General features: G+C 67.5%; 18 protein-coding genes. 12 read left to right on the top strand and 6 right to left on the bottom strand.

Annotated elements, in window-relative coordinates:
• Positions 1–114: 114 nt before the first annotated feature.
• Complete coding sequence (locus tag AB4Z37_RS14395; protein WP_441517579.1) at positions 115–1,104, top strand: hydroxyacid dehydrogenase; 990 nt, start codon at positions 115–117, stop codon at positions 1,102–1,104.
• A 34-nt stretch (positions 1,105–1,138) separates the two neighbouring features.
• Positions 1,139–2,218 (top strand): D-TA family PLP-dependent enzyme, encoded by a 1,080-nt coding sequence (locus AB4Z37_RS14390; protein WP_441517413.1) that lies wholly within the window; start codon positions 1,139–1,141, stop codon positions 2,216–2,218.
• Between the two features lie 28 nt (positions 2,219–2,246).
• Here AB4Z37_RS14390 and AB4Z37_RS14385 read toward each other — a convergent pair whose 3' ends face one another.
• Positions 2,247–3,173: a dihydrodipicolinate synthase family protein gene (locus AB4Z37_RS14385; RefSeq protein WP_441517578.1), complete on the bottom strand. Its 927-nt coding sequence runs from the start codon at positions 3,171–3,173 to the stop codon at positions 2,247–2,249.
• 233 nt (positions 3,174–3,406) lie between these two features.
• Between AB4Z37_RS14385 and AB4Z37_RS14380 the strand changes: the two genes are divergently transcribed.
• The 7 genes from AB4Z37_RS14380 to AB4Z37_RS14350 all read left to right on the top strand — a co-directional run bounded on the left by AB4Z37_RS14380 (position 3,407) and on the right by AB4Z37_RS14350 (position 10,708).
• Entirely contained in the window at positions 3,407–5,119 is a 1,713-nt protein-coding gene (locus AB4Z37_RS14380; RefSeq protein WP_441517412.1) for an IlvD/Edd family dehydratase, read from the top strand.
• Between the two features lie 192 nt (positions 5,120–5,311).
• Positions 5,312–6,559, top strand: a complete 1,248-nt coding sequence (locus AB4Z37_RS14375) for an amino acid ABC transporter substrate-binding protein (RefSeq protein ID WP_441517411.1) — start codon at positions 5,312–5,314, stop codon at positions 6,557–6,559.
• Positions 6,560–6,602: 43 nt separating this feature from the next.
• The gene (locus AB4Z37_RS14370) at positions 6,603–7,523 is read left to right on the top strand and encodes a branched-chain amino acid ABC transporter permease (protein WP_441517410.1); all 921 of its coding nucleotides are present in this window, start codon (positions 6,603–6,605) and stop codon (positions 7,521–7,523) included.
• Positions 7,516–8,436 carry a branched-chain amino acid ABC transporter permease gene (locus AB4Z37_RS14365; protein ID WP_441517409.1) on the top strand — a complete coding sequence of 307 codons (921 nt, stop codon included), beginning with the start codon at positions 7,516–7,518 and terminating at the stop codon, positions 8,434–8,436. The genes AB4Z37_RS14370 and AB4Z37_RS14365 overlap by 8 nt, the downstream gene beginning before the upstream one ends.
• Entirely contained in the window at positions 8,426–9,160 is a 735-nt protein-coding gene (locus tag AB4Z37_RS14360; protein WP_441517408.1) for an ABC transporter ATP-binding protein, read from the top strand. Before AB4Z37_RS14365 ends, AB4Z37_RS14360 begins: the two co-directional genes overlap by 11 nt.
• Positions 9,150–9,866, top strand: a complete 717-nt coding sequence (locus AB4Z37_RS14355) for an ABC transporter ATP-binding protein (RefSeq protein ID WP_441517407.1) — start codon at positions 9,150–9,152, stop codon at positions 9,864–9,866. The genes AB4Z37_RS14360 and AB4Z37_RS14355 overlap by 11 nt, the downstream gene beginning before the upstream one ends.
• Before the next feature lie 5 nt (positions 9,867–9,871).
• On the top strand, positions 9,872–10,708 hold the full coding sequence (locus AB4Z37_RS14350) for a 3-keto-5-aminohexanoate cleavage protein (protein ID WP_441517406.1): 837 nt from the start codon (positions 9,872–9,874) through the stop codon (positions 10,706–10,708).
• 36 nt (positions 10,709–10,744) lie between these two features.
• Here the strand turns inward: AB4Z37_RS14350 and AB4Z37_RS14345 are convergent, their stop codons facing one another.
• The 3 genes from AB4Z37_RS14345 to AB4Z37_RS14335 all read right to left on the bottom strand — a co-directional run bounded on the left by AB4Z37_RS14345 (position 10,745) and on the right by AB4Z37_RS14335 (position 13,590).
• Complete coding sequence (locus AB4Z37_RS14345) at positions 10,745–11,959, bottom strand: ABC transporter substrate-binding protein (RefSeq protein ID WP_441517405.1); 1,215 nt, start codon at positions 11,957–11,959, stop codon at positions 10,745–10,747.
• 85 nt (positions 11,960–12,044) lie between these two features.
• On the bottom strand, positions 12,045–12,368 hold the full coding sequence (locus tag AB4Z37_RS14340; protein WP_441517404.1) for a 2Fe-2S iron-sulfur cluster-binding protein: 324 nt from the start codon (positions 12,366–12,368) through the stop codon (positions 12,045–12,047).
• A gap of 10 nt (positions 12,369–12,378) precedes the next feature.
• Complete coding sequence (locus AB4Z37_RS14335) at positions 12,379–13,590, bottom strand: cytochrome P450 (RefSeq protein ID WP_441517403.1); 1,212 nt, start codon at positions 13,588–13,590, stop codon at positions 12,379–12,381.
• A 120-nt stretch (positions 13,591–13,710) separates the two neighbouring features.
• Between AB4Z37_RS14335 and AB4Z37_RS14330 the strand changes: the two genes are divergently transcribed.
• Positions 13,711–14,241 (top strand): MarR family winged helix-turn-helix transcriptional regulator, encoded by a 531-nt coding sequence (locus tag AB4Z37_RS14330; RefSeq protein ID WP_441517402.1) that lies wholly within the window; start codon positions 13,711–13,713, stop codon positions 14,239–14,241.
• Positions 14,242–14,249: 8 nt separating this feature from the next.
• On the opposite strand, the gene AB4Z37_RS14325 is transcribed toward AB4Z37_RS14330, so the two are convergent.
• On the bottom strand, positions 14,250–15,506 hold the full coding sequence (locus AB4Z37_RS14325) for an NAD(P)/FAD-dependent oxidoreductase (RefSeq protein WP_441517401.1): 1,257 nt from the start codon (positions 15,504–15,506) through the stop codon (positions 14,250–14,252).
• Positions 15,507–15,730: 224 nt separating this feature from the next.
• On the opposite strand from AB4Z37_RS14325, the gene AB4Z37_RS14320 reads away from it, so the two are divergent.
• Positions 15,731–16,489 carry an ABC transporter ATP-binding protein gene (locus AB4Z37_RS14320; protein ID WP_441517577.1) on the top strand — a complete coding sequence of 253 codons (759 nt, stop codon included), beginning with the start codon at positions 15,731–15,733 and terminating at the stop codon, positions 16,487–16,489.
• On the top strand, positions 16,486–18,015 hold the full coding sequence (locus AB4Z37_RS14315; protein WP_441517400.1) for a permease: 1,530 nt from the start codon (positions 16,486–16,488) through the stop codon (positions 18,013–18,015). Before AB4Z37_RS14320 ends, AB4Z37_RS14315 begins: the two co-directional genes overlap by 4 nt.
• Here the strand turns inward: AB4Z37_RS14315 and pip are convergent.
• A complete protein-coding gene (gene pip / locus AB4Z37_RS14310; RefSeq protein WP_441517576.1) occupies positions 17,996–18,997 on the bottom strand; it encodes a prolyl aminopeptidase in 1,002 nt (333 codons plus the stop codon). The genes AB4Z37_RS14315 and pip overlap by 20 nt on opposite strands.
• Positions 18,998–19,005 lie beyond the last annotated feature (8 nt).

Below are 19,005 nucleotides of genomic sequence, written 5' to 3'. Positions count from 1 at the left end.
CATATTGCCCATCGCGGTTTGTTTGGGGATGCTGCCGCCGCCTCGCAAGGCTTGCTGAAAAGGCTTGCTGAAGCACGTCGATTGATCGTCGATCGGACATCTGAAGGGATGGATATGGCCACGAACAAGAAGAAGCTGCTGATCGTCGAGACCATGCCGCAGGACGGCTGGGCCGTGTTCGAGGCACGCGGCGACATCGATGCCGTGCGGTTCTCCAACGCCATCTCGGCCGCGGACTTCAATGCGTTGCTGCGCGCGCAGGCGCCGGTGCATGGCGTGGCGCTTGGCGCCACCGCCTTTGGCAAGACGGAACTGGAATCGTCCGGCGGCATCGAGGTGGTGGCACGCATGGGAGTCGGCTTCGACGCGGTCGATGTCGCGGCCATGACCGCCCACCGGATTCCGGTGATGACCACCGGCGTCGCCAATTCGCCGTCGGTGGCGGAAGCGGCGCTGTTCATGATGCTGACACTCGCCAAGCGCGCCGCCGAACTCGACACCATGGTCAAGGCCGGGCAGTGGGGCAAACGGCTCGGCGCCATTCCCTACGACCTCTATGGCAAGACCGTGTTGATCGTCGGCTTCGGCCGTATCGGCACCCGCACCGCCAGGCGCTGCCAGGCGATGGAAATGCAGGTGCTGGTGTATGATCCGTTGAAGTCGGCCGCCGAGATCGAGGTTGCCGGCTGTACGGCCGTGTCCGATCTCGACGCGGCGCTGCCGGGCGCGGACTTCGTCACGCTGCACTGTCCGAAGACGCCGCAGACGGTGCGGATGTTCGACGCCGCGCGGCTGCAGCGGATGAAGCCGTCGGCGTATCTGATCAACACCGCGCGTGGCGGCATCGTCGACGAGGCGGCGCTGCATGCGGCGCTGACCAGCGGCGCGCTGGCGGGGGCGGGGCTCGACGTGTTCGAGAAGGAGCCGGCTCCCGGCGACAATCCGCTGTTCCGCCTCGACAACGTCATCACGGCGCCGCATCTCGCAGGGGTCACCAGTGAAGCGCTCGACCGCATGGGCCTGCAGACCGCCCGCAACATCGTCAGCGTGTTCGATGGCACTCCCGTCCGCGAGAACGTGGTCAACCACGAGATCTTCGGATAAGACCGCGCCTGTCTGCACGCTTGGGAGGATTGCCATGACCACCGCGCTCGCCGCCAGGATTGCCCGCGAATATGGCACCCCGGCCGTCGTCATCGACATGGACCGGGTGGAACGCAACATCGCCCGCATCCAGGCCGCCTGCGACGCGGCCGGCGTCGCCAACCGGCCGCATATCAAGACCCACAAGAGCCCCTATCTTGCGGGCCTGCAGCGTGCGGCGGGGGCGAAGGGCATCACCTGCCAGAAGCTCGGCGAGGCCGAGGTGATGGTAGACGGCGGTCTCGACGACATCCTGATCAGCTACAATCTGCTCGGCGAGCAGAAGATGCAGCGGCTCGGCGCGCTGATGCGGCGCGCCAGCATCACGGTCACGGCCGACAATCCGGCGGTGCTCGCAGACTTGCCGATGGCGTCGGCCGCCGCCGGCCGTCCGGTGCCGGTGGTGATCGAGTGCGACACCGGCCGCAAGCGGGCCGGCGTCGAGACGCCAGCCGAGGCGATTGCGCTCGCCAGGCAGATGACAACGATGCCGGAGGTCCGCTTTGCCGGCTTCATGTTGTATCCGACCGAGACCGGCTGGCCCGAGGCGCAGCGCTTTTTCGATGATGCGCTGGCCGGCGTGCGTGCCCTTGGCCTCGAGCCGTCGATCATTTCCACCGGCGGCTCGCCCAACCTGAAAAATCTCGGCCAGCTGCGCGGCGCCACCGAGCACCGGCCGGGGACCTATATCTACAACGACCGCATGCAGGTCGCTGCCGGCGTCGCGACCTGGGACGATTGCGCGCTCACGGTTTATTCCACCGTGGTCAGCCGCGCCGCGCCGGAGCGCGGCATCCTCGATGCCGGCTCGAAGACGCTGACCTCGGACACCGGCGGCCTCGACGGCCACGGCCTGATCCTCGAGCATCCGGAAGCGAAGATCGCGCGCTTCGCCGAGGAGCACGGCTTCCTCGATCTGTCGCGCAGCAACACCCGCCCCCAGGTCGGCGACGTCGTGCGGATCGTGCCGAACCATGTCTGCGTCGTCGTCAACATGGTCGACGAGGTGCTGATGGTGCGCGGCGATGACATCATCGGCACGCTGCCGGTGGCGGCGCGCGGCAGGCTGCGCTGAGCGCGGTCGCGTCGCGGCTTCGGGCGCGCTAGAACCGGGCGCGGGGATCGTGGCGGGCGAGGCGCGCCAGCAGGTAGTCGACCTCCGCGCGCGCCGCTGCGGTCAGGCTGCTGCCCGGCTTGCGCTGCGCGTCGGAGGCGATCGCGCCGCGCTTCTGCAGAACGTATTTGCGCACCGCAAGGCCAACGCCCTGCTGCTGCTCGTAGCGCACCAGCGGCAGGTGGGCGTCGAACAGGTCGTGGGCCTTGTCGCGCTCGCCGGCCTTCGACAGCCGCACCACGTCGACCAGCATTTCCGGGAAGGCATAGCCGGTCATGGCGCCGTCGGCACCGCGCTCCATCTCGAAATCGAGGAACAGGCCGCCATTGCCGGTCAGGATCGAGATGTGCTTCATCGAGCCGTCCTTCTCGAAGCCGCGCATCGCCGAGATCTTCTCCAGGCCCGGCCAGTCCTCGTGCTTGAGCATGACGCAGGACGGATGGTTCTGCACGATCTGGCGGATCACCTTCGGTGTCATGATGACAGTGAGGGTGAGGGGACAATCCTGGATGACGAACGGGATGTCGGCGCCGATCGCCTCGATCGCCTGGGCGTAATACGTGATGATCTGGTCGTCGGTGCGCAGGTGCGCGGGCGGCGCGATCATGACGCCGGCGGCGCCGCGTTCCATGGCGCCATGGGCGAGCGAGCGCATCGCCGCAAATCCCGGCGCCGAGACGCCGACGATGACCGGCACACCGGCGCGGCTGACCACGGCCTTGGTGACGGCGAGCGATTCCTCCTCACTCAGCTTCGGCGCCTCGCCGAGGATGCCGAGAATCGTGAGGCCGGTGGCGCCGCAGCCCACATAGAAGTCCGTCATGCGGTCGACTGAGGCGAGGTCGAGCCGTCCGTCGGGATGGAACGGGGTGACCGCGATGGAATAGACGCCGTGGGCGGACTCGTCGAGCTTCATGGTCGGATTCCTGGTCAGAACAGGGGGCGGGCCGGTCGTGGCGGCCATGATCCGCTTTTAAGCGATCGGGCCGGGCATTGCACCACCCATCGTGTCGCGCCGGTCGGTGGCAGGGCCTCTGGCGGCTGCCCGCATTGTGGGGCATCGCTGGTTCGTGATCGCGTTGGCGGCGCGATGGCGGGCCGTTATGCTATCAGCAGGCAGCACACGCGACGCACGAGGACGGCACGCCAATGACCAGGGGATTGCGCAAGGGACTGACAAGCTATGGCGACGCCGGCTTCTCGCTGTTCCTGCGAAAGGCCTTCATCAAGGCCATGGGCTATTCGGACGATGCCCTGGACCGCCCGATCGTCGGCATCACCAACACCTACAGCGACTACAATCCCTGCCACGGCAACGTGCCGGTGCTGGTCGAGGCGGTGAAGCGTGGCGTCATGCTGGCCGGCGCCATGCCCATGGTGTTCCCGACCATCTCGATCCACGAGAGTTTCGCCTACCCCACTTCGATGTATCTGCGCAACCTGATGGCGATGGATACCGAGGAGATGATCCGCGCGCAGCCGATGGATGCCGTGGTGGTGATCGGTGGTTGCGACAAGACGCTGCCGGCGCAGATCATGGCGGCGGTCAGTGCCGACCTGCCGACCGTGGTGCTGCCGGTCGGCCCCATGGTGGTCGGTCACCACAAGGGCGAGGTGCTTGGCGCCTGCACGGACTGCCGGCGGCTGTGGAGCGCCCATCGTGCCGGCGAGATCGGCGCTGACGAGATCGCCGAAGTCAACGGCCGCCTTGCGCCGTCAGTCGGCACCTGCATGGTGATGGGCACGGCCAGCACCATGGCCTGCATCACCGAGACGCTGGGGCTGTCGCTGCCGATGAGCGCGACCATTCCGGCGCCGCACGCCGAACGGGTGCGCTGTGCCGAGGCGAGCGGTCGCCGCGCGGCCGAGATGGCGGTGAGCGGCGCGCCGCGGCCGAGCGCGCTGCTGACGCCGGCGGCACTTCGCAACGCCCAGGTGGTGCTGCAGGCGATCGGCGGCTCGACCAACGGCCTCATTCATCTCACGGCCATCGCCAATCGCACCGTGCATCGCATCGACCTCGATGCGTTCGATGCGCTCGGGCGCGAGGTGCCGGTGCTGGTCGACCTCAAGCCGTCCGGCGAGCATTACATGGAGCACTTCCACCATGCCGGCGGCGTGCCCAAGCTGCTGGCGCAGCTTGGCGACCTGATCGACCTCGATGCCCGGACGGTGGCGGGCGGCACGCTGCGCGAGGTGGTCGCGCAGGCGGAGGAGGTGCCCGGGCAGGACGCGATCCGGCCGCGCAGCCGGCCGATCAAGCCCGAGGGCGCCATGGCGGTGCTGCGCGGCAACCTCGCGCCGCGCGGCGCGGTGATCAAGCATGCGGCGGCGAGCGAGAAGCTGCTGCAGCACACCGGGCGTGCCGTGGTGTTCGATTCGGTCGAGGACATGACGCGGCGCATCGACGATCCTGCGCTCGCGGTCGAGCCCGACGACGTGCTGGTGCTGCGCAACGCCGGCCCGAAGGGCGCGCCCGGCATGCCGGAGGCCGGCTATCTGCCGATCCCCAGGAAGCTCGGCAGCCGCGGCGTCAAGGACATGGTGCGGATTTCCGATGCCCGGATGAGCGGCACGGCCTTCGGCACCATCGTGCTGCACATCACCCCGGAAGCCGCCATCGGCGGGCCGCTGGCCCTGGTCGAGACCGGCGACCGCATCCGCCTCGATGTGCCGGCGCGCCGTATCGAGCTCCTGGTCGACGATGCCGAGCTCGCACGTCGCCGTGCCATGCTCGCGGCGGCGCCGGCGGCAAGCGGCCCCGGGCGCGGCTATGCCAAGCTGTTCGACACCACGATTCTGCAGGCGGACGAGGGCTGCGATTTCGATTTCATGACCGGCTCGGGGACCGGCGAAAGCTGAAGCGCCCATGGGCATATTTCCGTGACATGACATGAAGCAGTTGCCGCGGGCGGCACGCACGATTCGTGCGCTCGCGCCAGCCCGACATCCCGACAGCCAGATGGCGGCGCCGGGCGGCTTGTCTCCGGCCGAGACGGCGGGCTAGACTGCGATCAACGCAGCTCAACAACAAAGAATTCGACAGGAGACGTCATGGTGATCAGGGCGAGCGCGGCTGCCGTCGCAGCTTGGGCGATGGCGGGCTCCGCCTTTGCAGCGGACGCGCCGAGCGAGATCAAGATCGGAACTCTGTACGCGTCGGCGGGCCGCTATGCCTCGATTTCGATGCCGGTTCACAACGGCCTGAAGCTGTGGGTCGACCAGAAGAACGCCGACGGCGGCATGTATGTGAAGGCGTTCGACAAGAAGCTGCCGATCAAGCTCGTCGCCTATGACGACCAGAGCAACACGGCGACGGCCTCGACGTTCTACAACCAGCTCATCACCCAGGACAAGGTCGACCTGCTGGTTGCCGATTCCGGCTCGGTGCTGACCGCGCCGGCGGTGGCGATCGCCCGCGACCGCAAGATGTTCCTGTTCGACCAGACCGGGACAGGCGCGAGCTTCTTCACCAAGGACAACCCGTATATCGCGCTGATGTCGGACCCGGTGTCGACGATCTGGCCGAAGCCGATCGCGGACTTCCTGCTCAATGACGGCCCGGCGCTCGGCATCAAGAAGGTGGCGATCCTGTACGCCACCAACGAGTTCACCGGCACCCAGGCGAACGCGGTGCGCGGTTTCCTCAAGGCCGCCGGCTCGCCGATCGAGATCGTCTACGACCAGGGCGTTCCGACCGAGACCACCAACTACACGGTGATCATCAACAACATCAAGGCGGCGCAGCCCGACGCGGTGATCCATCTCGGCTATGCGCCGAACGACATCGCGTTCCTGCGCAACGTCCAGGACGTCGGCGTCAAGTTCAAAATGCTGTTCTGCATCTATCCCGGGCTCGAGACCGAGCTGCTGGAGAAGAATGTCGGCAACAAGGGGCTGGAGCACGTCTTCACCTACGTGCCGTCTTCGGAGCTCGCCTACGACGTCAATTTCGGCATGAAGCTGCCGGAATTCCGCGCCGCCTGGGACAAGAAGTACGCCGATGGCAAGGTCGAGTTCGGCTTCAACTCGGTGGCCGGCTACACCACCGGCCTCGTGATCGAGAAGACGATGACGGAAGCCACCAGCCTCGATCAGCTCGAGATCCGCCGCGCGGTGTTCAGCCTGTCCGGGCGGCTCAAGACGCTCGACGGCACGTTTGCGCTCGATGAGACCGGCGGGCAGATCGGCGAACTGACGCCGCTCGGTCAGCTCGAGCTCAACGACCACGGCCATCTCAAGTTCGTCACCGTCTATCCGCACGAGGTGGCGACCGGCAAGCCGGTCTATCCGCGGCCATGATCGCTGTGCGGCGGGCTGCTCTGGCCAGCGAGGGATGTCGGCGATGCTTTATCCGCTGATCGCCGGCATCCTGTTCGGGCTGTATTTCAGCCTGGTCGGGATCGGCCTCAATCTCGTGTTCGGCGTCATGCGCATCGTCAACCTGGCGCATGGCGACTTCCTGATGCTGGGCGCGTTCATCGCCTTCGGCGTGGTCACGCTCGGTGGCTTCGATCCGCTGTTCGCGGTGCCGCTCGCCTTCGTCACGTTCCTGATCGGCGGCCTTCTGCTCTATCATCTGCTGGTGCCGCGGCTGCAGCGGGCCAAGGATCCGGAGATGCTGTCGATCATCCTGTTCTTCGGCCTGTCCCAGGTGATCGAGGCGGTGATGACCATCGGCTTCGGCACCAGCGAGCGCTCGATCCAGAGCCGCGAACTTGCCCGCAGCGTCGCCGCGCTGCGCGCCCGTCTGTTCGGCGGCGAGGTCGACACCGGGCCGCTGGAGCTGTTCGGCCAGTCGTTCCCGGCGTCCTGGATGGCCGCCGCGGTGACCAGCCTGGTCGCGATCGGGCTCGTCTATCTCTATCTCTACCGCAGCCGGCTCGGCACCCTGACGCGGGCGGTGATGTCGCGCCGCGACGAGGCGCTGGCGTCGGGCATCGATGTCGACCGCGTCTCGGCGGCGGCGTTCGGCATCGGGCTCGGGCTCGCCGCGATCGCGGGCGTGTTCGCACCGTTCATGTTCGGGTCCTTCACGCCGGCGTTCGGCGTCGATGCCACCGTCACCTCGTTCGTCGTCGTGGTGCTGGGCTCGCTCGGCAATCCGCTGGGCACCGCGCTCGGCGGCATCATCTATGGCGTGTCCTACATGTTTGTGCAGACCTACCTCAGCTCGTGGGCGGACCTGTTGCCCTACGTGCTCTTGATCGCCATCCTGTTGCTGCGGCCGAGCGGTCTGCTCGGAAGGCGGGTGCGTGTTGCCTGACGCCGTCCGCCACCTGCTGTTCATCGTCGCGCCGCTGATCGCCGCGTTCGCGGTGCTGCCGTCGGTCTACGACAACCACCTGCTGCTGTTCAACTTCGTCATCTTCCTGGCGCTCGCGCAGGGCGTGAACATCATCTATGGCTTCACCGGCTATCTGCCGTTCGGCTATGTAGGGTTCTTCGGCGCCGGCGCCTATGGCTTTGCGATCACGGTGATGCACCTGCAGGCGCCGGCCATCGTCGCGGTGCTGGCCGCCGGCATCGTGGCGCTGGCGCTTGGGCTGCTGCTGACGCCGCTGCTGCGGCTGTCCGGCGCCTATTTCTCCATCGCCAATCTCGCGGCGGCGCTGGCGGTGCTGCATTTCGTCGCCAATCCGGCGCTGGAGAGCATCACGCGTGGGCCCTATGGCGTCTCGCTCACCGGCACCTTCAACCCGAACATGGCCTATGTCGTGGCGCTCGTCCTGCTGGCGGGGACGCTCGGGGTCGTCGTGTTCCTGAAGAACTCGAGCTTCGGCCTTGCGCTGCAGGCGGTGCGTGAGGATCCGGTCAGCGCGGCGATGGCCGGCGTGCCGGTGGTGCGGATGCGGGTGATCGCCTGGCTGATCGCGGCGCTGGTCGCCGGCTTCGCCGGCGGCGCCTTCGCCTGGTATGTCTCGGTGTTCTATCCCGACAACGTCTTCAGCTCCGAGTTCAGCATCTTCGCCATCGTGTTCGCGCTGTTCGGCGGTGTCGCCACCATTCTCGGCCCGATCGTCGGCGTCATCATCCTCTACGGCGTCTACAACCTCATCGGCTTCACCACGCCGCAGTACTTCCAACTGATCTACGGCCTTCTGATCATGGGGCTGGTGCTGTTCCTGCCGGCGGGGCTCGCCTCGCTCGCCACCCGTCGAGGCTGGCATGTCCCCTGACCACGCCCGCATTCTCGATGTCTCCAGCCTTGTCAAACGGTTCGGCGGCTTTCTCGCGCTCGATGGCCTCAGCTTCCACGTCGCCGCCGGCGAAATCCTCGGTCTGGTCGGTCCGAACGGCTCCGGCAAGACCACCGCCATCAATGTTATCTCCGGCCTCTACCGTCCCGATGGCGGCGCGGTCCGGTTCGATGGTGCGGCGATCGGCGGGATCGCGTCGCATCGCCTGGTCCATCGCGGCATCAACCGCACCTTCCAGGTGCCAAAGCCGTTCCTGTCGCTCACCGTGCGGCAGAACGTCGAGGTCGCGCTCGCCTATGGGCAGCGCTCGGGCGGTGCGGCCCACAACATCGACGACCTGCTGGAAGACTATCATCTCGCGCCGTTGGCGCGCCGTCCGGCCAGCGAACTGAACAGCGTGCAGCAGAAGATGCTGGATCTGGTCCGGGCGCTGGCGACGCGGCCGAAGCTGCTTCTGCTCGACGAACTGGCGGCGGGCCTCAATCCGACCGAACTCGACTGGATCTCCGGGAAGATCAAGGCGCTGGCCAAGAACGGCATCGCCATCATCGTGGTCGAGCACCTGATGGGGTTCATCGAGCACGTTACCGACCGTGTCATCGTCATGAACGCCGGTCGCGAGATCTTTGAGGGCAAGCTCGCGGTCGCGGTGCAGGTGCCGCAGGTGATCGAGGTGTTCTTGGGAGGCGAGCATGCCGCCTGAGCCCCAACTGCTGCAGGCACGTCACATCGATGCGGGCTATGGCACCATGCAGGTGCTGTGGGGCGTCGATCTCGACGTCAGGCCGGGAGAGACTGTGCTGCTGCTCGGCGCCAACGGTGCCGGCAAGACCACGTTCTTAAAATCGCTGGTCGGGCTGGTGCCGGTGCGGCAGGGCCGCATCGATCTCGCCGGTACCGAGGTGACGCACATGCGCTCCAGCGATCGCATGCGGCTCGGTGTGACCTACATGTCGGAGCTCGGGGTGTTTCCCGACCTCTCGATCGAGGAGAATATTCGCGTCGGCGCTCAGGCGCTCGGCCATCCCGATCCGGGTGCCCGCGTTGACGAGCTCTATGGCCTGTTTCCGGTGCTGCGCGAGAAGCGCCGCGCGGCGGCATCGAGCCTGTCCGGCGGTCAGCGCAAGATGCTGGGAATCGCCAAGGCGCTCGCCGCCGAACCGAAGCTCCTGGTGATGGACGAGCCATCCGCCGGGTTGTCGCCGCTGTTCGTCAAGGAAGTCATCCGCATCCTCGGCGATCTCAGCCAGCACGGCATTTCTCTGCTGATCGCAGAACAGAACATTTCGTTCCTGGAGATCGCAACACGGGTGTTCGTGCTCGAGGGCGGCCGCATCCGCTTCTCAGGCACGGTCGCGGAGATGTCCGACAACGATGCCTTGCGCCGAGCGTATTTCGGGCTCAAGTAGAGATCATGATCAGTCCTCTTTCTCTCATGGTCGCGCCTAACGGCGCCCGCAAGTCACCGGCCGATCATCCCAACCTGCCGGTCACCATTGATGCGATCGCGACGACGGCCGGCGCCTGCCGCGATGCCGGCGCACAGGCGCTGCACCTGCATGTCCGGGACGACGCGGGACGGCACACGCTCGATGCCGCGCGCTATCTGGCGGCGACAGCGGCCGTGCGGCGCGCGGCCGGCGAGGAGCTTGTGGTGCAGATCACGACCGAAGCGGTCGGCATCTTCAAGCCGCACGAGCAGATGGCGGCGGTGCGCGCCGTGGTGCCGGAGGCCGTGAGCATTGCGCCCAAGGAGCTGATCCCGGATGCCGGCGCGGAGGCCGAGGCGGCTGCGTTTTACGGCTGGGCGCATCGGCAGGGCATCGCGGTCCAGCACATCGTCTATGCTCCCGCCGAGTTCGACTGGCTGCTCGACCTGATCGGGCGGGGCATCGTGCCGGGCGCACGGCACTCGGTGATCTTCCCGCTCGGCCGCTATGCCGCCGACCAGGAGAGTGATCCCGCCGAGCTCGCGCCGTTCGTGGCCCGCCTGCGGGAGCAGGGTGGGGTGGAGCGGTTCGATTGGTGGGTGTGCGCGTTCGGGCGCGCCGAGACGGCGTCGCTGATCGCGGCCGCGGCGCTTGGCGGCCACTGCCGCGTCGGTTTCGAGAACAGCTTTTTCAATGCCGACGGTAGCCGGGCCGGCAGCAATGCCGAGCGTGTGGCGAACGTGCAGGCTGCGGCCAGTGGTCTGCGACGACCGCCCGCGACGCGGGCCGCGACCCTGCGGCTGCTCGGGCGCCCGGAGTAGAGGACGCGCAGGCGTGCTGCGCGTCCTCCCGCCGGATTACTTGATCATTGGGCAGCCACCTTCGGCGATCGGCCGGAACGCCTTGTCGGCGGGAATGGTCGAGACCAGCTTGTAGTAGTCGTAAGGGTACTTCGACTCCTCCGGCTTCTTGACCTCGAACAGATGGATCGGATGGATCACCCGTCCGTCCTGCCGGATCGCCAGTTCGCCGAACAGCTTGTCGGTGCCCTTGAAGGTCTTCATCTGCGGCACCGCGTCCTTGGCGTCGTCACTGCCGGTCGCGGCGACCGCGTTGAGATAGGCGAGCGTTGCGGCATAGACGCCGGCCTGGTTGCCGCTCGGCATCTTGCCGTTCATGCCCGGGCGCTGCGCAAAGCGCTTGGCGAAGGCGCGGGTGTCGTCGTTCATGTCCCAGTAGAACGCCTCGGTGAGCAGCAGGCCCTGCGCCGCCTTCAGCCCCATGCCGTGCACGTCGTTGATGAACAGCAGAAACGCGACCAGCGACTGGCCGCCGTCCTTGAGCCCGAACTCACCGGCTTGCTTGACCGCGTTGATGGTGTCGGCGCCGGCATTGGCGAGCCCGATCACCTTGGCCTTGGAGCCCTGTGCCTGCAGCAAGAGCGAGGCGAAATCCGAAGTGCCGAGCGGATGGCGGCTTGCCCCCAGCACCTTGCCGCCGTGCTTCTGGATGTAGCTGGTCGCCTCCGCCTCGATGCCTTGGCCGAGCGCGTAGTTGACCGTGAGGAAATACCAGTCGGTGCCGCCGCGCTGCATCATCGCCGCGGCGGTGGTGTTGCCGGTCGACCAGGCGTCGTTGACCCACTGGATGGTGTTGGGCGAGCAGTCCTTGCCGGTCAGGTCGGAGCTCGCGGTCGAGGAGGCGAGAAAGGTGATGCGGGTGCCGCGCAGCAGCGCGTTGACACCGAGGCCGACCGCGGAGTTCGGCACGTCGACCACCGCATCGACCTTGTCGACGTCGAGCCATTTGCGCACGATGGCGGTGCCGACGTCGGCCTTGTTCTGGTGGTCGGCATAGACGATCTCGACCTTGATGGTCTTGCCGCCGCCGTTGAAATCCTCCGCGGCCATGCGGGCGGCTTCCACCGAGCCCATGCCGTTGGTGTCCTGGAACACCCCGGAGATGTCGTTGAGGACGCCGATGCGGACCACGTTGTCCGAGATTTCGGCGTAGGCCGGCGTCAGCGCCGCGCAGGACAGCGCGAGCGCGAGGGATCGTGTCAGCACGTTCATCGAGTACCTCCCTTGGGATAGTGGCGGTGGTCCTCCGGTCGTGACGCCGGAGGTTGGAAGACGGCGCCCCCGTTTGTCGGGAGCGTCAGACCTGCCGGTCGGGCAGGCGGAGCACGAGCCCGACGAGATCCGGGGTGATCTTGAGCTGGCAGGACAGCCGGCTCGTCGGCAGCCGCTCCGCGGCGGCACCGTCGAGCAGCGCATCCTCGTCGTCGCTCATCGCTGGCAGGCGACTGGCCCAGGCATCGTCGACATAGACGTGGCAGGTCGCACACATGGCATTGCCACCGCATTCGGCGACGATCTCGGTGATGCCATGGCGGGTTGCCGCCTGCATCGTGCTTTCGTCGCTGCCGACGTCGATCGCCTGCACCTGGCCGTCGGGGTGAATGAGGGTGATGGTCGTCATCGTGATCTGCTCATGCCGGTTTGAAGGTGACGGGAAGGCTGTCGAGGCCGCGCAGCGTATTGTTGTAGCGGCGCTTCACAGGGCCGGCGATCTCGATGGCGGCGACCCGCCGCGCCAGCGCCGATAGCATCACCTCGCCCTCGAGCCGGGCGACGAGCTGGCCGACGCACATGTGGATACCGCTGCCGAAGCCGACATGGCCGCTGGTGCGGCGGGTGATGTCATAGGCATCCGGATCGTCCCAGCGCCGCGGGTCGCGGTTGGCGGCACCGAGGAACATCAGGATCTTCTCGCCTTCGCCGACCCGGACACCGCCGAGCTCGACCTCGCGCGTCGTGGTGCGGAAGAACGTCTGCACCGGGCTCTCATAGCGCACCGCTTCCTCGAAGGCGTTGCGGGCGAGGGAGTGATCGCTGCGCAGCCGTGCCCACTGCTCGGGAAAGCGGGCGAGGCAGTAGATCGCCGCGCCGAGACCGTTGACCGTGGTGTCGAGGCCGGCGCTGAGCAGCGAGCGCACGAGAAGCGGGGCCTCGGCCGCGGTGATCTCGCCGGTGTCGACGCGGGCATGGATGCAGGCACCGAAGCCGCCGGGCGCGAGATTCTCGCGTTGGCACTGCGCCTGCACATAGGCCTGGTGCGGCGCGGAGCGCTCCATCGCGCTCTGCCGCAGCTCATTGGGCGGCCCGAAAGCGTTGAAGACGAGGCCGGCATAGGGCAGCAGGTGCTCGCGGCCCTCCTGCTGGAGGCCGAGCGCATCGGGAAATACCGACAACGGATAGTCTTCTGCAAGATCGGTGATGGCGTCGAAGCTGCCCTTGGCCACCAGCTCGTCCGCCTTGGCCTCGGCGGCCGCGGCGAAGCCATCGCGGATATCTTTCATCACCGCCGGCGACAGCACCCGGCTCAGCACCGCGCGGGTGCGGGTATGGGCCGGCGGATCGGCCTCGAGGATGAGGCTTGGCGGCCGCCACGGCTTTTCCTTGGCGAAGTCGCTCAAGCCCACCCCGCGGCTGGAGCAGAAGGTCAGGGGGTCGTTGAGCACAGCGTGGACTTCGGCATAGCGGGCGACCGCATGCACGTTCCACTTGTCGAGAAACACCACCGGTCCGGCCTCGCGCAGCGCCTCCTGTGCCGGGAATGGATCATCGAAGAAGGCGATCGAGAACGGATCGATATCCAGATGCGGGATCGATGGCGTCGGGGATGGGGTCGTCACGGCCACGGAAGCCTCCCAAGATTGGTCTTGTAAAACGCCGGTTGCTGTCTCTATCTCTTGCGGTCAGCGGCCCGACCGATCGGTCGACCCGCGCGCGGCAGGAATGGTGCAGGGATCGTCAAAGGCATGGGCAAGGACAGGGCGACGAACGCGGGCCGGTCGGCCGCCGTTCAGAAGGCGGTCAGGAACGGCGAGCTGCTCGATCTCGAGCGCTATGTTCCCGCGCTCATCACCTTCATCGCCAACAAGCTGTCGCGCAGCGCCACGAGCTATTACCAGAAGCATTTTGGCGTCAACATCACCGAGTGGCGGATACTGTCGCTGCTGGCGCTGGAGCCGGGAATTCCGGCGTCGCGGATCTGTCATGTCATCGGCTTCGACAAGGGGCCGGTGAGCCGCACGCTGGCGATGATGCAGAAGCGCGACCTGGTGACGATCCGCACCGATCCCCAGGACGGACGCAGCCATTCGATCTCGCTGACGCCGAAGGGGCGGACGACCCATGACAATGTCATCGCGGTGGCGCTCGACCGCGAGCGGCGTCTGCTGGCCTGCCTGCGCAAGGATGAGCAGGAGACGCTGATCAAGCTGCTGCTGCGGATCCACGGCAATCTCGGCGCCGTGGTCGATCCTGCCGAGCCCGATGTCGGTGACTGACAGGCCCCTCATGCTGCGACTGCCTTCGTGCTGGCGAGGGCTTTCAAGTCGAGCGTCAGGTCTGCCGCCTGTGCGGGCGTCAGCGAGGTGCCGAGCACCCGGCGGCCGACCATGTGATCGCCGGGCTTGTTGACCGATTCCACCCCGGCGAGCCGTCCGTCGCGGAAGCAGAACACCGAGAAGGCGCCGCTCGCCGGATCGCCACGCACGACGTGATGATCATGGGGCGCGGGCAGGCCTGCAATCTGCAGCTTCAGCGGTCCCTGGTCGCTCCAGAACCACGGCACCGCGCGATAGGGTTGCGCGGCGCCTGTGAGGCGCGCGGCGACGCAACGGCCATGGTCGACCGCATTCTGCACCGACTCGATCCGACCTCGCGCGCCGTCGGCAAAAGGTTGCGGAAACGCGGCGCAGTCGCCGATCGCCGAAATCGCGGGGTCGCCGGTGACGAGATGGTCGTCGACCACGATGCCGTTGTCGGTCGCAAGGCCGGCGTCAACAGCGAGTTCGACATTGGGGACAATGCCGATCCCGATCAGCACGAGGTCCGCGGCATGACGGGTGCCGTCGGCGGTTTCGACCGCGCTGGCACGGCCGTTGATGCCGTGGATGCACGTGACGGCGGCGTTGAACACGAAGCGCACGCCGGCGGCCTCATGGGCGCGGCGGAAGAAGGACGACATGGTGTCGGACAGTGCCCGTGCCATCGGTCGCGAGGCGGCTTCCAGCACCGTGACGTCAAGCCCGCGCGCCGCGGCAAATGCTGCGAGCTCGAGGCCGATGAAGCCGGCGCCGACGATCACGACGCGTTTGAGGCCGGATAATTTCTGCCGCAGCGCGTCGCCTTCCGCCGCGGTGCGCAGATAGGCGACGCCGTCGAGTTCTGCACCCTGCACCGGCAACAGGCGGTTGCGCGCGCCGGTCGCGAGCACGAGATGATCGTAAGGCAGGATTGCGCCGTCCGCGAGCGCGACGGTGTGGCCGGTGCGATCGATCCGGGCGACGCGCCGCCCGGCGCTGATGTCGATCGCCGCCTGGGCAAAGAACGAAGCTGGCCGCAGTGCCAGCGTGGTGCGGTCCGTGGTGCCGGCGAGGTAGGCTTTCGACAGCGGCGGGCGTTGATAGGGCAGGCCGTCCTCGTCGCCGATCAGATGAATGGAGCCGGCAAAGCCGTTGTCGCGCAGCGAGGCCGCGACCTGGAATCCGCCCTGGCCAGTGCCGATCACCACGACATGACGACAGCTGTCGCCGGCGCGCTCGCGCATGCGTTTCCTCTCCCTGTGCGGCCCTGGCGGGTGGCCCGCTCTCACGACCGGCCGCTGATCTGTCGCGGAGCCTGTCATGGACTGGTTGCCTTGGCAACCAAAATATGGCGCCCATCGTCCCCCTGATTGCGCCGAGGGATGGATTTTTCGGGAACCGATTCACCCGGCCGAAACCCGTTGCAGGCATGCTCCGGCAACGTTTCGGGAACGGCAGACGGTGGCGGATGGACGACGGGCAGCACACACCTGCGCTGGCGGTGCGAGGGTTAACGAAGCATTTTGATCGGCCGGCGGTCGATGGGCTCGATCTCACCGTGCGGGGCGGCGAGTTCTATGCGCTGCTCGGACCGAACGGCGCCGGCAAGACCACGACGTTGCGGATGGTCGCCGGGCTGCTGCAGCCCGACATGGGCTCGATCGCGGTATGGGGCATCGACGCGCGTCGCGATCCGGTCGCGGCCAAGCAGGTCGTCGCCTGGGTCTCGGACGAGCCGATGATCTACGACAAGCTTACCCCGCTCGAGTATCTCGAGTTCATCGCCGGGCTGTGGGGCTGCGACGCGGCGCAGGCCGATCGCGACGCGCGCGAGCTGTTGGCATCGCTCGGTCTCGCGCCGCATCAGCAGGAGCGTTGCGAAGGCTTTTCCAAGGGCATGCGCCAGAAGGTGGCGCTCGCCGGCGCGTTGATCCACGATCCGCGCCTGATCATCCTCGACGAGCCATTGACCGGCCTCGATGCGGTGTCGGCGCGCCATGTCAAAGGGCTGCTGCAGGCGCGCGTCCGCGCCGGCTGCACCGTGATCATGACCACGCACATCCTCGAGGTGGCCGAGCGCATGGCTGACCGGATCGGCGTGATCGCCGCCGGCCGCCTGATCGCGGAAGGCACGCTCGCCGAACTGCGGCACCGCAATGGCGAGGGCGATACCAGCCTGGAAGAAATGTTCGTCGCGCTGGTCGGTGGCGAGGCCGTGGCCGCATGAGCGCTGCGATCAGTCTCGGCTTCATCGCGCAGCATGAGATTCGTCTCGCGTGGCGCGACTTTCTCGGCATGCTGACGGCGGGGCGGCCGGCGCGCGCGCGTGGCGCGGTCATCGGCCTCGTGGTGTTCGCGATCTTCCTGCACCTGCCGGCCTACGCCATCGTCGGCCGCTTCGCCGACATCGCGGCACGGCCCGACAAGACCACGCTGATCGTGATCGCCGCGAGCCTGGCGCTGGGCTGGGCGTTGATCCTGTCGCAGGCGATGGAGTCGGTCACCCGGATGTTCTATGCGCGCGCCGATCTCGACCTCATCATGTCGTCGCCGATCGCGCTGTCGCGGCTGTTTTCGGTGCGCATGGCGGCGATCGCGCTCACGGTCACGGTGATGGCGCTGCTGCTGTCGGTGCCGTTCGTCGACGTGCTGGTAATCGGCGGCGGCGCGCGCTGGCTGTCAGCCTTCGGCGTCGTTATCGCAGTCGGCCTGTCGGCAGCCGCGGCGGCGATCGGTCTCACCATCGTTCTGTTCCGCGCCATCGGCCCGAAGCGGACACGGCTGGTGGCGCAGATCGTGGCGGCGGTGATCGGCGCCGGCTTCGTCATCGCGCTGCAGATCGCGGCGATCCTGTCCTACGGCACCCTGTCGCGTTTCGCCGTGCTGACGTCGGACGCGGCGGCGGCGTTCGCGCCGGATGCGGACAGCCCGTTGTGGTGGCCGGTGCGGGCGATGCTCGGTGAATGGCAGCCGCTGCTGGCGCTGCTCGCCGCCAGCCTGGTCGTGCTCGGCGTCACCATGATGCTGGTGGTGCCTAATCTCGGCGAAGACATCGCGCGGGCGTCGTCGGCGGTCGCCGCGGCCGCACGGCAGGGGCGTTCGGCGCGGCGCTTTCCGGTGGTGTCGCGCGTGACGGCATTGCGACGCAAGGAGCTGCTGCTGTTGCGCCGCGATCCCTGGCTGGTGTCGCAGACGCTGATGCAGCTCCTCTATCTCGTGCCGCCCGCTGTGATGTTGTGGCGCAGCTTCTCCGACAGCGGGGTCGCTGTCGTGCTGATCACCCCGGTGATCGTGATGGCGGCGGGCCAGCTCGCCGGCGGTCTCGCCTGGCTAACCATCTCCGGTGAGGACGCCGCTGATCTCGTGGCGACCGCACCGTCGCCACCAGCGCAGGTGATCCGCGCCAAGGTCGAGGTGGTGCTGCTGGTCATTGCCGTGGTGTCGGCGCCGCTGGTCGTTCCTCTGATGCTGGTGTCGGCGTGGCAGGCTGCGGTGACGGCCGCCGGCGTCGGCATTGCGGCCTTGTCGGCAACGGCCGTTCAGCTCTGGTTCCGGGTGCAGGCGCGGCGCAGCCAGTTCCGCCGTCGCCAGACATCGTCGCGTCTTGCGACCTTCGCGGAGGCGTTCTCGTCGATCGGCTGGGCGGCGACATCGGCGCTGGTGCTGGCCTGGCCGCTGCTCGCGGCGATCACCGCGGGCCTGACGCTCGGCATGCTGGCGCTGACCTGGGCGATCAGTCCGAAGCGGTCGTGAGGCGGCCCGTGCGCGGCACAAGCGCCGCGATGTCCGAGATTGCGGCGGTGACGGCATCGGCGATGCCGGGATCATGCAGCGAATGGCCCGCACCCTCGACGATGCGCAGTTCGGCGTCGGGCCAGGCCATAACGAGGGCCTGAGCGGTTGCCGCCGGGCAGAGCATGTCGTAGCGGCCCTGGATGATGATACCGGGAATGCCGCGCAGCCGGTGCGCCCCGGTCAGCAGCTGATCGGGCGCGAGGAAGCACTGGTTGCGGAAATAGTGCGCCTCCATGAATGGAGTGGCAGGCAATGGCCGCACGTTGTCGTGCAGCGCATCGCGATTGATCCGCGCACGCACCGGCCGCAGCTCGGACAGGGCGCGTTCGGTATCATACCAGGCCCGCGCCGCGGGGGTGTGCACCGCCGGATCCGGATCGAGGATGCGCCGCCAATACGCCTCGAGTGGTGCTGCGCGCTCTTGTGGCGGCAGCACGCCGAGGAAATCGTCGAACAGCGCAGGATGGAAGCGGCGCAGGCCGCCGAGGAAGGCCCAGTCGAGCTCGGCGCGGGTGCCGAGAAAGGTCGCGCGCAGCACGAGGGCGGACACCCGTTGCGGATACTGCTCGGCATAGGCGAGCGCCAGCGTCGCGCCCCAGGAGCCGCCGACCACGATCCAGCGCTCGAAGCCGAACAGGGCGCGGATCGCCTCCATGTCGGCAATGAGATGCTGGGTCGTGTTGGCGGCGCGTTCGCCTCTCGGGCGGCTGAGGCCGGCGCCGCGCTGGTCGAATAGCACGGCATGGCAGCGCGCGGGATCGAACAGCCGGCGGTGATCGGGCTGGCAGCCGCTGCCGGGGCCGCCATGCAGATAGACCGCCGGCAGGCCGTTCGGATTGCCGACCGTCTCGACATAGATCTCGTGCCCGTCGCCGACGGGCAGCATCCGGCGCGTCAGGCGCCCGTCCGCAGTGGGGGCATCGCGGCCGTCAGGCGCCATGCTGTCAA

The organism is Bradyrhizobium sp. 2TAF24, from assembly GCF_052115025.1.
Lineage (GTDB): Bacteria > Pseudomonadota > Alphaproteobacteria > Rhizobiales > Xanthobacteraceae > Bradyrhizobium_A.
This window is presented reverse-complemented; position numbering and strand designations above follow the sequence as displayed.